9 protein-coding genes are annotated in these 12083 nt (G+C 62.3%); 5 read left to right on the top strand and 4 right to left on the bottom strand.

Annotated features, from left to right (window positions below; genetic code table 11):
* The first annotated feature begins 64 nt into the window (after nucleotides 1-64).
* A complete protein-coding gene (locus tag N1078_RS04905; protein WP_274087081.1) occupies nucleotides 65-859 on the top strand; it encodes a phosphatase PAP2 family protein in 795 nt (264 codons plus the stop codon).
* A gap of 41 nt (nucleotides 860-900) precedes the next feature.
* Here the strand turns inward: N1078_RS04905 and N1078_RS04900 are convergent, their stop codons facing one another.
* Nucleotides 901-1296, bottom strand: coding sequence for an RNA-binding S4 domain-containing protein (locus N1078_RS04900; protein ID WP_274087080.1), 396 nt, complete (start codon nucleotides 1294-1296; stop codon nucleotides 901-903).
* A gap of 98 nt (nucleotides 1297-1394) precedes the next feature.
* Between N1078_RS04900 and rimB the strand changes: the two genes are divergently transcribed.
* Both rimB and rimK read left to right on the top strand, forming a co-directional pair.
* Entirely contained in the window at nucleotides 1395-1862 is a 468-nt protein-coding gene (gene rimB / locus N1078_RS04895) for a retropepsin-like aspartic endopeptidase RimB (RefSeq protein ID WP_322948300.1), read from the top strand.
* Complete coding sequence (gene rimK / locus N1078_RS04890) at nucleotides 1859-2764, top strand: 30S ribosomal protein S6--L-glutamate ligase (RefSeq protein ID WP_274087079.1); 906 nt, start codon at nucleotides 1859-1861, stop codon at nucleotides 2762-2764. Before rimB ends, rimK begins: the two co-directional genes overlap by 4 nt.
* Before the next feature lie 87 nt (nucleotides 2765-2851).
* Here the strand turns inward: rimK and N1078_RS04885 are convergent, their stop codons facing one another.
* From N1078_RS04885 to ompR, 3 genes are all read right to left on the bottom strand, one after another.
* Nucleotides 2852-6628: a bifunctional diguanylate cyclase/phosphodiesterase gene (locus tag N1078_RS04885; protein ID WP_274087078.1), complete on the bottom strand. Its 3777-nt coding sequence runs from the start codon at nucleotides 6626-6628 to the stop codon at nucleotides 2852-2854.
* Between the two features lie 152 nt (nucleotides 6629-6780).
* Nucleotides 6781-8094, bottom strand: a complete 1314-nt coding sequence (locus N1078_RS04880) for an ATP-binding protein (RefSeq protein ID WP_274087077.1) — start codon at nucleotides 8092-8094, stop codon at nucleotides 6781-6783.
* 121 nt (nucleotides 8095-8215) lie between these two features.
* Complete coding sequence (ompR, locus tag N1078_RS04875; protein ID WP_274087076.1) at nucleotides 8216-8950, bottom strand: osmolarity response regulator transcription factor OmpR; 735 nt, start codon at nucleotides 8948-8950, stop codon at nucleotides 8216-8218.
* 225 nt (nucleotides 8951-9175) lie between these two features.
* Here ompR and N1078_RS04870 point away from each other — a divergent pair, with 225 nt between their 5' ends.
* Complete coding sequence (locus tag N1078_RS04870) at nucleotides 9176-11500, top strand: Tex family protein (protein ID WP_274087075.1); 2325 nt, start codon at nucleotides 9176-9178, stop codon at nucleotides 11498-11500.
* Complete coding sequence (locus tag N1078_RS04865; RefSeq protein WP_274087074.1) at nucleotides 11497-11883, top strand: PaaI family thioesterase; 387 nt, start codon at nucleotides 11497-11499, stop codon at nucleotides 11881-11883. The genes N1078_RS04870 and N1078_RS04865 overlap by 4 nt, the downstream gene beginning before the upstream one ends.
* The last annotated feature ends 200 nt before the right edge of the window (nucleotides 11884-12083 follow it).

Genomic DNA, 12083 nt, shown 5'->3' with positions numbered 1-12083 from the left:
AATGGGTTGAATCCCTAGCATGCGCGCCGCCTTAAAGCCCTTCAGATGACAAGGATGCCACTGCATGAACCCCATCTTTTTAAATGATCAATGGCGCACGCGGCCATTAATCGCCTGCCATATTGTCGCCCTGCTCCTGCTCGCCAGCTGGGTCTGGGCACCCAGTCGTGCGCTGTGGGATCAGTTTGATCTGCAACTGTTTGCCCTGCTCAATCAGCCCGTGCATGCAGCCGGCCTGTGGGCAAAAACCTGGGCGATCGGCAGCATGCGCCCGGTCGATATGGGGGTTGGCGTGCTGATGCTGGCCGTGATGCTCAAGGCCGACCTGGTATTCAGCGGCGCTCAGGTGCGTAAAGCGCTGTATGCCTTCCTGGCGACACTGACCCTCATGCTGCTGTTTCGCGTTGGCTTCGCTGAACTGGTCAAACTGATGGGTTGGCAGCGCCCGAGCGCATCTTTGGTGGTCGAAGGTGCCGCGCGGCTGACCGAGCTGTTCCCTGGATGGGAAGAGCGCTGGGACCTGAAAGACAGTGCCACCCGCAGCTTTCCTGGCGATCACGCTTCGGTGCTGTTGATCTGGGCGATGTTTCTGAGCTTTTTTGCGCGCAACGGGCGCTTGCTACTGATCTGGGCAATGGCCGTGATCTTTATGCTGCCACGCCTGGTGGCCGGCGCACATTGGGGCTCAGACGCGCTGGTGGGTGGTGTCTTTCTCGCGCTGCTGGGCTTGGCCTGGGCCTGTTTTACGCCCTTCGCTTACAAAGCCAGCGAATGGCTGGAGCGGGCGACCTTGCCGCTGACACGCTTGCTCAGCCAGTTGCCGTTGATCGGCCGCCTAAGCGTTATCAGCGGACGCTAGCCTGAACGGCGCGGCGGCGTGCTTTAAGCCTGCGCCGCGCCTTACTCCTGATTACCGTGAAACTGATGCAGCTGCCGCCGCTGCTTCTTGCTCGGCCGACCATCCGTTTGCATGCCTAAGGCACCGGCCTTGCGCTGCGCCGCCGCCTGTTCGCGGCGCTCAATACTGTCAGGGGTTTCGGCGTACAGGGTTTGCGCTTCCGGCGCGCCGCGACGCACCACCGACAACGCTTGCACGACCACGCTGCGCTCATCAAAACCGTTGCGAATCACGTAGACATCGTCGACTTTCGGTTCTTTACCCGGTTTGCAGCGCTCGCCTCGGTGATGCACCTTGCCGCCCTCGATGGCTGCCTTGGCCAAGGCGCGGGTCTTGAAGAAGCGCGCGGCCCAAAGCCATTTATCCAGGCGCACCTTGTCGTCATGTTTATCGCTCATCGAATCCTCACTGTTCACCCGGTGCAGGCGGACATTTTGCCTGATGCAGTTGTCATAAGGGCCAACTAGAATGCCCGCAAATATGATGGATGGGCCCTTTGAAGACATTTGACCAACTGGCGGTGATCGGCCTGCGCGAATGGATCAACCTGCCGCAACTGGGCATGGTCGGCCTGCGCGCCAAGATTGACACCGGCGCGAGCACCTCTTGCCTGCATGCCAGCGATATCCAGCCATTCGACCGGGGTGGCGAACCCTGGGTGCGTTTTACCGCGCACATTGGCACCCTGGTGCAACGTCGGCACCGCTGCGAAGCGCAGCTGGTATCGGTGAAGACCATCAAAAGCTCCAACGGCCACAGCCAATCACGCTACGTGATCCGCACCCACCTGACTCTGGGCGAGCGTGAATGGCCGGTAGAATTCACCCTGACTTGCCGCAAAACCATGCGCTACCGCGTGCTGCTCGGTTCCAAAGCCCTGATAGACGGGCAGTTGCTGGTCAATCCGGCGCTGACCTACGTACAAAACAAACCCACCCTTGCTGACTCCCCTGGTGCCCAATGAAGATCGCTGTGCTGTCGCGCAACCCGCGCTTGTATTCCACCCGCCGCCTGGTCGAAGCCGGGCAAGCACGGGGGCACGAGATGGTAGTGATCGACACCCTACGCGCCTACATGAACATCGCCAGCCACAAGCCGCAGATCCACTACCGTGGCAAGCCGCTGGAAGGCTTCGATGCGGTGATTCCGCGCATCGGCGCATCGGTCACCTTCTATGGCTGCGCGGTGTTGCGCCAGTTCGAGATGATGGGGGTGTTCCCGCTCAATGAGTCGGTGGCCATCGCCCGCTCGCGCGACAAGTTGCGCTCACTGCAGCTGCTGTCACGCCGTGGTATTGGCCTGCCGGTGACGGGCTTCGCTCACTCGCCGGATGACATCGCCGACTTGATCGACATGGTTAACGGCGCGCCGCTGGTGATCAAGGTGCTGGAAGGCACCCAGGGCATCGGCGTAGTGCTGTGTGAAACGGCGACCGCAGCCGAGTCAGTGATCGAGGCCTTTATGGGCCTCAAGCAGGACATCATGGTGCAGGAGTACATCAAGGAAGCCGGTGGCGCGGATATTCGCTGCTTTGTGGTCGGCGACAAGGTCATCGCGGCGATGAAGCGCCAGGCCAAGCCCGGCGAGTTCCGCTCCAACCTGCACCGCGGCGGCAGCGCCAGCCTAATCAAAATCACCCCTGAAGAACGCATGACCGCAATCCGTGCGGCCAAGGTCATGGGTTTGAGCGTGGCGGGCGTGGATATTCTGCGCTCCAACCACGGGCCGCTGGTGATGGAGGTGAACTCGTCGCCCGGTATGGAAGGCATTGAAACCATCACCGGCAAAGACGTGGCCGGCATCATCATTCAGTACATCGAGAAGAACGGTGGCCCGCACCTAACCCGCACCAAGGGCAAGGGGTGAGCCGGATATAGGCGAAGCCCGGCCAAGGATGGCCGGGCCGGTATTACAGATCACTACTGGACGCGGCTGGGAGGCCGAAACGCATACTCAAGCCGATAGTGGGTGCCGCGCCACCCAAGCCAGAAAATCCGCCTCCCGCAACGGCCGGCTAAAGTAATAACCCTGCCCCAGCGCGCAGCCAAGCTCGCGCAGGCAGTCGAGCTGAGCCTGGCTTTCGATGCCTTCGGCGATACATTCCAGGCTCAGGTTGCGGGCGATCACCAGGATGGTCTGCACCAGCATCAGGCCGCTGCCATCTTCGCCGTCCATGTCCCAAGTAAAGCTGCGGTCGATTTTCAGGCGGTCCAGCGGCAACCGCTTGAGGTAAGTCAGCGAGGAATAGCCGGTACCGAAGTCATCAATGGCAAACCGCACCCCCAATGCCTTGAGCGCCTGCATATTGCTGATGCACTGCTCGACCTCTTCCAGCAACACGCCTTCGGTGATCTCCAGTTCCAGTGCCGCAGCCGGCACCTTGTGCCGCTGTAAACACTCACTGACGCGCGTCACGCAACTGCGCTGGCGCAACTCGCGCGGGCTGAGGTTGACTGCCAACACCAGCTGCGGCCACTGCGGTAGCCAGCGCGCCAGGGCGGCGCACGCCTGTTCAAGGACCCAGTCGCCCAATTCCTCGATCAACCCGGTTTCTTCCGCCAGCGGGATAAAGTCGCCGGGCAGAATTTCGCCACGCTCCGGATGCACCCAGCGCAGCAACACTTCGGCGCCGGTAATCTGCCCGGTGGCCAGGCTGAGCTGGGGCTGAAACACCAGGAACAGTTGGTCGCGCTGCACCGCTTGGCGCAGATCGCTCTGCAGTTGCAGGCGCTGATCGATGGCGGCCTGCATCTCAGGAGCAAAGAAGTGCAGGGCATTGCGCCCGCCCTGCTTCGCTTGGTACATGGCGGTATCCGCCTGCTTCAGCACATCGGCGGCCGCCTGGCGCCCAAAAGGATGCAGGGCAATACCGATACTGGCGCTGATCGACAGCTCATGGCCGTCGATCCAGCAGGCACCGACAAGGCTTTTCAGCAGTTTTTCTGCTGTGCTCGCCGCCGCTTCGGCGGCCAATCGTGGGTTGCTGTCGAGCCCTTCAAGCAACACCACAAACTCGTCGCCGCCCATCCGCGCCAAGGTGTCTTCGGTACGTAAACCACTGGCCAGGCGCACCGAAACCTCACGCAACAGGCCATCGCCCACCAGATGTCCCAGGCTGTCGTTAACCGTTTTGAAGTGGTCGAGGTCGATAAACAGCAGCGCGCCCAACGTCCCCTCACGCTGCTCGCGGTCCATCGCGTGCTGCAACCGATCAAGCAGCAAGCGCCGATTGGGCAGGCCGGTCAGCTCGTCACTGAAGGCCAACCGCTCGATCTCACGCTGATAGCGCTGGCGGTCGGAAATATCGCTGATGCTGCAGCGAATCATTGGCGGATCACCGGGCATTTGCACCAGGCGGACCTCGCAGGGGATTTGCCGGCCCTTGCTGTCGCGGTGCAGCCAATCGAATACCGGGGTCTCGCCCGCCATCGCTCGCTGCAGGTAAACCTGGCCGAGTTCAGCGCTCATTTGGCCATTCGCCTGTTTATTCGGGCTCAGGTCAAACACGTGTTTGCTGGCGATCTCGGTGCGGGAGTAGCGCAACAGACGCAGGGCATTGTCGTTGCACTCGACAAAGCTGCCACTCAGGTCGTACAGCATGATCGCCTCTGGCGCATTTTCGACGATGGTGCGGTAGCGCGCCTCGGCCTGCAGGCGCTGGCTGATGTCCTCGACCAGCAGCAGGAACATGCGCACCCGGCCATTACTGTGGCGCACCGCACGCAGGCTCACCCGTGTGTGCACCAGGCTGTCGTCGGCGCGCCGGAAGCGTTTTTCCAGCTCGAAGCCTTCACGGCTGCCACTGAGCACCTGGTCGAGCAGCGGCTGCTCGACCAGCAGATCGTCTTCCAGTGACAGCTCGCGCCAGCTGCACGCCAACAATTGCTCACGACTGCGCCCAAGAATGCTGCAGAGCTTGTGATTGACCTCTTCCCAGGCAAGGCTCGGACCGGCCAATGCCATGCCGATTAGCGGCGCCTCAAAGAACAGCTGCAGACGCTCATCACGTTCGCGCAGCTGCTGTTCGGCGTATTTGCGCGCGCTGACGTCTTGCAGGGCGCCATAGACCCTCACCAGCTCGGCGCCATCGCGCTCGGATATGCCCCGAATACGCAGCCAGCGGGTTTTACCCGTGGCCGTTAACAGCCGTGCTTCGAAATCAAACAGCTCAAGCCCGCCAATTAACTGCTGCAGTGTCTGCTCGGCCAGCAAGCGCCCACTGGCATCCAGATAGCTCAAGGCACCGTCCAAGTCCGGAGTGCCGTTTTTGGGGTCAAGCTCATAGATCCGAAAGCAACCGGCACTCCAATCCATGCTTTTGTCGGCCACATTCAGTACCCAGCCGCCGAGGTTGGCAATGTGCTCGGTCTGGCTGAACAGGTGGCTCTGTTTGAGCAGCTCATCACTCTGCACGCGGACCTGAGTGGCCAGGTGCTCGCGGGCCGTGACATCGCTTTGCAGGGCGACAAAGTGGCTGATGCCCTGCTCATCACGCATCGGCGAGAGGGTAATTTCGTTGCAGAATAACTGGCCATTTTTGCGGTAGTTGCGCAGCACCACATCGCAGCCGACGCCCTCGCGTACAGCCTGCTGCAAGCGGTTGAAGCCTTGTTGCTGCTGGTCATCACGGAGCAGGAAGTGCCAACTATTGCCCAGCGTCTCATCGCGGCTGTAACCGGTAATCTGCGTAAAGGCCGGGTTGCAGTAGATCAGCGGCAGCTCAGGCTGACGGGCATCGGCAATGATTACGCCCAGCGGGCTGGCCTCCAGCGCCAAATTGGCCAGCGCCAACTGTTGCTGCATCTGCGCGCTGCGCGCCAGGGCTTGGCGCAGATCACTCAGGCTGCGCCCCACCAGCAGCGTGGCGAGCATAAACAGCAACACACTGATGTGCAGTTCCAGGCGCTGCGGATCAAGCCAGGCGGCTGCATCAGCAAAGCCGCGTAGCAACGGTAGGATCAAGATCATCAACACGCTGAGCACCGCGCCGCAGATGCTGCCGGCAAAGCCCCAGACCAGCGCCAGCGCCAGCATCATCACGCCAACCAGCGGCAAATTCAGGGTCAGTGGCAGCAACCCAAGCAACCAGGGCATGCCAGCCAAAAGCACTAACAACAAAGGCCAAGGCGGCAAATGGCGCAGCACCTCGGGCACCTGCTGGCAACCGCTCAACACAGGCGCGGCCAACCAGCCGCGGCGGCGCATCCACGGCGTTAAATAAGCCAGCAACGGAATGCTGATGGCTAACGCATTCAGGCTATCGGCCAACCACAAGGTCACAATGCCCCTTGGCACGTCCGCCCAGGCTACATAGCCGTGCAGCCAGAGGTTGCCTTGCACGCCGAGCACCATGGGCAGAACGGGCAGCAGGACGCCAAGCGCGACAAAACGCAGCAGATGGCTGAGGTCAGGCAAAGTCGGATCAAACGGCCGCAGGCGTAACAATGCCCATGCCAACGCCACGCCGAGGGTTTCCGGCAAGGCATACAAGGGGGCCCATTGCCATTCCAAGTCCCAGAGCGGAATGGACAACATGGCATTGAGGTACACCGCCAGCAACACCCGCGGGCCCCACCACAGGGCAAAGACCAGAGCCAGGGCAAACGGCGGATACCAAAATGCCGCGCCTTCAGTGAACTGAGTCGCCAGGGACAGCCAGGTGGCCAGATGGAGCAGTGGCAGCGGCAGCAACCAAGTCCAGAGGGGAAGTCGGTGTGGAACTGCAGGCATGCTGACCTCAAGTCATGACGCTGATAAAACAGAGCTCAGCCTAACAGGGTCAGCATGCCAAGGGGTTTTCGTCGGAACGGTTTAACCTTTCGCGTGTTTTAACCCACCGCTTACGCCACTACGCCGCCAGGCCGCGTGGCGTAAACCGGTGATTACACCGCATCGCGCGGCAGCAATAGCCCCAGGGGCAGGCAGACCCGCGCCTCCAGCCCGCCGCCTGAGCGGTTACGCAGTTCAACACTGCCGCCATGCAGCGCGGCGATGCGTTTGACGATGGCCAGCCCCAACCCCGCACCTTGGCCGCCACGGGCGCGGTCGCCACGAATAAAGGGGTTGATGATGTTACCCAGCTCGGCCGGATCAATCCCCTGGCCGCGATCGAGCACACTGAGCACCACATAGGGCGCGCTGTGGTCGCCCGACAGGGAAACCGCCACCTCCACTGCATTACCACCGTAGCGCAGGGCGTTTTCGATCAGGTTGACCAGCAGGCGCTTGAGCGACACCCGGCGCAACGGGAAGGCCGGCACCGGCTCCAGACACAGGCGCACGCGTTGCTGCTTTTGGTTGTATGGCGCGACGACCTCACGGATCAGCTCAAGCAAGTCGAGTTGCTCCAGCGGCTCGTCACGGCCGTCGCGGATAAAGGCGAGGAATTGATCAAGAATCGCGTCCATGTCCTCAATATCACGCACCATGTCCTCGGTTAGCTCCGAGTCGGTGTGCAAAAACTCCATGGACAGGCGCAGGCGGGTCAGTGGCGTGCGCAGGTCATGCGACACCCCGGCGAGCATCAGCTCACGCTCGCGGGCCGCCTGTTCGACGTCTTCAGCCATCTGGTTAAAGGCGCGGTAGACCTCGGTCATCTCGCTCGGCGTATCACTGACGGGCAGGCGTACGCTGCGGCCCTTACCAATCTGCCGGGCGGCAAATACCAGGCGCTTGAGCGGCGCACTGAGCTGGCGCACGAAAATCCAGGCCGCTGCCGTCGACAGCAAACCGATGGCCAGGAACCAGCCGAGCACGCTCCAGATCCGCTGGCCGCGCAACGGGTGCGGATACAGCGGCACACGCAGCCAGTCATCCCCCAGCGCCGGGGCGTGCACCCACAGCGCCGGTGGGCTCTTGGCGCTGACATGCACCTCGGTCTCCGGCCCCAGTTCGGTCTGCATCTGGCGCTGAAAAATCTCGCTGTAAGGCCAATGTTGCTCGTTGGCCGGCACCTGCTCGTGCGGCACCCGTTTGAGCCCGGCCGCCTCGGCGATGGTGGCGCGGTCTTCCGGGTCTGCCGCCCAGTAGGCGCGCAGGGTCAGCGCCGCGCCGTGGCTGTACTGGCGGTCAACCAGCACGTCCTCGTTCATCATCAGATAAACCAGGGTCAGCGCCTTGGAGAACAGCACCACGATCAGCACCAGCCACAACGTGCGGGCGAAGAAGCTTTGCGGAAACCAGAGAGGGGTTTTCATTTAAATGCCGTGTACCGATCGCCAATGTGGCGAGAGAGACCGCGGGGTGGATCGCGCCTTATCGATCCGCCGGGTAGAAGTCATGCTGGGTGAGTGAAAAGTCATTCACCCAGCTGGCTGGTTACTTGTTGCCGTCTGGAACGAATACATACCCCACACCCCAGACCGTCTGGATATAGCGCGGCTTGGACGGATCGGGTTCGATCAAGCGGCGCAGACGGGAAATCTGCACGTCGATGGAGCGCTCCAGTGCATCCCATTCGCGGCCACGGGCCAGGTTCATCAGCTTGTCGCGGGTCAGCGGCTCGCGAGCGTGCTGCACCAGTGCTTTGAGCACGGCGAACTCACCAGTGGTGAGCATGTGCACCTCGTCGCCCTTTTTCAGCTCGCGGGTGGCCAGGGACAGCTCGTACTCGCCGAAGCTCACGCTTTCGTCTTCGCTGCCCGGTGCGCCCGGAACCACCGGGGCCTGGCGGCGCAGCACGGCCTTGATCCGCGCCAGCAGCTCACGCGGGTTAAACGGCTTGGCCAGGTAGTCATCAGCGCCCAGCTCCAGTCCCTGAATCCGACTGGCTTCATCACCCTTGGCGGTGAGCATGATGATCGGCACCTGATTATTCGCTTCGCGCAGGCGCTTGCAGGCAGACAAACCATCCTCACCCGGCAGCATCAGGTCCAGCACCACCAGCTGGAACAGTTCGCGGGCCAGCAGACGATCCATCTGCTCGACGTTCTCCACCGCGCGCACGCGGTAACCCTGCTCGTCGAAGAAACGCTCGAGCAAGCGGCGCAGGCGGGCGTCGTCATCGACGATAAGGATTTTTTCGCCTTCAACAGGAAGTGCAGTGCTGCTCATTCAGGGCTCCTTGACCAGGCTTCCGCCGGGCGCGGACGCGCTGGCAGTTTGCAAGTGCCAGCATTATGGCTCAGGAGCCGCAGCCGACGTGTAGCCCATTGTTAGCAGATTTTTCCCAGTGCGGTTCCCGGCGCGCTGCTGGGCAGTGTTTATAATGCGTGGCTTTCGTGCCTGGCCCGTGGTCTGCGTGGCCGGTTTTTCGTTTCAGTGTGGGTAGCTTTTTATATGCTCAGCATCAACAACCGCATCGCCGAAGAACTGGGCGTACGCCCACAACAGGTCGCCGCCGCCGTGGCGCTGCTCGATGAAGGCTCCACCGTGCCGTTTATCGCGCGCTACCGTAAAGAGGTCACCGGCAGCCTGGATGACACCCAGCTGCGCAACCTGGAAGAGCGCCTGCGCTACCTGCGTGAACTCGACGACCGCCGCGCCAGCATCCTCGCCAGCATCGAGGAACAGGGCAAACTGACGCCTGAGCTGAGCCGCGAAATCAACCTGGCCGAAACCAAGACCCGCCTGGAAGACTTGTACCTGCCGTTCAAGCAGAAGCGCCGCACCAAGGGCCAGATCGCCCTGGAAGCTGGCCTCGGCGAGCTGGCGGATGCACTGTTCAACGACCCAACCCTGACGCCGGAAAGCGAAGCCGAGCGTTTTATTGATGCCGAAAAAGGCTTTGCCGACGTCAAGGCCGTGCTCGAAGGCGCCAAGTACATCCTTATGGAACGCTTCGCCGAAGACGCCAACCTGTTGGCCAGCCTGCGCAGCTACCTCAAGGACAACGCCATCCTCAGCGCCCGCGTAGTCGCCGGCAAAGAGAACGAAGGCGCCAAGTTCCGCGATTACTTCGAGCACGACGAAAAGCTCAAGGGCGCACCGTCACACCGCGCACTGGCAATTTTCCGTGGCCGTAACGAAGGCATCCTCAGCGCTAGCCTGAAGGTCGGCGACGAAGTACCGGGCGCCATGCACCCGTGCGAAGGCATGATCGGCGAGCGTTTCGGCATCAGCGCCCGTGGCCGCGCCGCGGACAAGTGGCTGGGTGAAGTAGTGCGCTGGACCTGGAAGGTAAAACTCTACACCCACCTGGAAACCGACCTGTTCGGCGAGCTGCGCGAAGGCGCCGAGGACGAGGCGATCAACGTCTTTGCCCGTAACCTGCACGACCTGCTGCTGGCCGCCCCGGCCGGCCCGCGTGCGACCCTGGCGCTCGATCCGGGTCTGCGTACCGGCTGCAAGGTGGCCGTGGTCGATGCCACCGGCAAAGTGCTGGAAACCTCCACGGTGTACCCGCACGCGCCACGTAATGACTGGGATGGCACTCTGGCGATCCTGGCCAAGCTGTGCGCCAAACACGCGGTAGACCTGATCTCCATCGGCAACGGCACTGCCAGCCGCGAGACCGACAAGCTGGCGGCCGACCTGATCAAGAAACTGCCGGGCCTGAACCTGACCAAGGTCATGGTCAGTGAAGCCGGCGCCTCGGTGTACTCGGCGTCCGAGTTGGCCGCCAAAGAATTCCCGGACATGGACGTGTCGCTGCGCGGCGCGGTGTCCATCGCCCGCCGCCTGCAAGACCCGCTGGCGGAATTGGTGAAGATCGACCCGAAATCCATTGGTGTTGGCCAATACCAGCACGACGTGTCGCAGCTCAAGCTGGCCCGCTCGCTGGATGCGGTGGTCGAGGACTGCGTAAACGCCGTCGGCGTGGATGTGAACACCGCCTCCGCCGCCCTGCTGGCGCGCATCTCCGGCCTCAACACCACCCTGGCGCAGAATATCGTCGCCTTCCGCGACGCCAACGGCGCGTTCAACAGCCGCGCCGAGCTGCTCAAGGTGCCGCGCCTGGGCGACAAGACCTTCGAACAGGCCGCGGGCTTCCTGCGTGTAATGAACGGCAGCAACCCGCTGGACGCCTCCGCCGTGCACCCGGAAACCTACCCGCTGGTACAGCGCATCGCTGCCGATACCGGCCGTGATATTCGCTCGCTGATCGGCGACGCGGGCTTCCTCAAGCGCCTCGACCCCAAGCAGTTCACCGACGACAAATTCGGTCTGGTGACCATCGGCGATATCTTGAGCGAGCTGGAAAAACCCGGCCGCGACCCGCGCCCGGAGTTCAAGACCGCTGAGTTCCAGGAAGGCGTGGAAACCCTCAACGACCTCAAACTGGGCATGATGCTCGAGGGCGTGGTGACCAACGTGACCAACTTCGGCGCCTTCGTCGATATCGGCGTACACCAGGACGGCTTGGTGCATATCTCGGCGCTGTCGGAGAAATTCATCAAAGACCCGCACGAAGCGGTCAAGGCCGGCGACGTGGTCAAGGTCAAGGTCATGGAAGTCGACATCCCGCGTAACCGCATCGCCCTTTCGATGCGCATGGGCGACACCCCAGGCGAGAAAATCGAAGGCCCCCGTGGTGGCGCTCGTGGCGGCAAGCCAGCCGGCAATGCGCCGCGTAGCGAGCGTCATTCCAGCCAGGACAAACCGGCCCCCGCCAGCGGCGGTATGGCCGCCCTATTCGCCAATGCCAAGCAGTTGAAGAAATGAACGAAACCACCTCGACCGGCGCCAGCAGCGCCTTCTCCCGCCTGCTCGGCCTGGATATTCTCCAGGTCGGTGGCGGCGAAGCGCGCGTGCGCCTGACCCTCACCAATGACCTGCGTAACCTGCACGGCAAGCTGCATGGCGGCGCGCTGTTCTCGCTGATTGATACCGCAATGGGCCAAGCCAGCCATAGCCTGGGCGACGGCGGCCCCAGCAGTGTCACCCTGGAGTGCAAGATCAACTACATCCGCCCGGTGGCCGACGGCAGCGTGCTGTGCCACGCCAAAGTGCTGCACGCCGGGCGCCGCACCCAGGTGGTCGAAGCCGAGGTCTGGCAGGAAGACAAGCTGATCGCCAAGGCGCAAGGCACCTTCGCCTGTATCTGAGCCCTCGCTGCACGATGCATAGCGGCGGTTCGCCACGGCTATGCTATGCAGCCGGGAACGCTAAGGCCGGGCGCAGACGCCCCGGCTTATCGGCCTCAGAACACGGCGGCGTGAACATCACCCACTTGAAGAGTGCGCAACCGCACCCCATATTGTTGCGATTGCCCCATTTTTTGCGGCGTCTGCCAGCTAGGAAAATA

The sequence above is a fragment of the Pseudomonas sp. MIL19 genome, assembly GCF_028680365.1.
GTDB classification, from domain to species: domain Bacteria; phylum Pseudomonadota; class Gammaproteobacteria; order Pseudomonadales; family Pseudomonadaceae; genus Aquipseudomonas; species Aquipseudomonas spirodelae.
This window is presented reverse-complemented; position numbering and strand designations above follow the sequence as displayed.

Excerpts from the sequence above, each read along its gene's own strand:
- N1078_RS04885 (WP_274087078.1), bottom strand. The coding sequence starts at position 6,628 with ATGCCTGCAGTTCCACACCGACTTCCCCTCTGGACTTGGTTGCTGCCG.
- rimK (WP_274087079.1), top strand. The coding sequence starts at position 1,859 with ATGAAGATCGCTGTGCTGTCGCGCAACCCGCGCTTGTATTCCACCCGC.
- N1078_RS04880 (WP_274087077.1), bottom strand. The coding sequence starts at position 8,094 with ATGAAAACCCCTCTCTGGTTTCCGCAAAGCTTCTTCGCCCGCACGTTG.
- N1078_RS04865 (WP_274087074.1), top strand. The coding sequence starts at position 11,497 with ATGAACGAAACCACCTCGACCGGCGCCAGCAGCGCCTTCTCCCGCCTG.
- N1078_RS04905 (WP_274087081.1), top strand. The coding sequence starts at position 65 with ATGAACCCCATCTTTTTAAATGATCAATGGCGCACGCGGCCATTAATC.
- N1078_RS04870 (WP_274087075.1), top strand. The coding sequence starts at position 9,176 with ATGCTCAGCATCAACAACCGCATCGCCGAAGAACTGGGCGTACGCCCA.
- ompR (WP_274087076.1), bottom strand. The coding sequence starts at position 8,950 with ATGAGCAGCACTGCACTTCCTGTTGAAGGCGAAAAAATCCTTATCGTC.
- N1078_RS04900 (WP_274087080.1), bottom strand. The coding sequence starts at position 1,296 with ATGAGCGATAAACATGACGACAAGGTGCGCCTGGATAAATGGCTTTGG.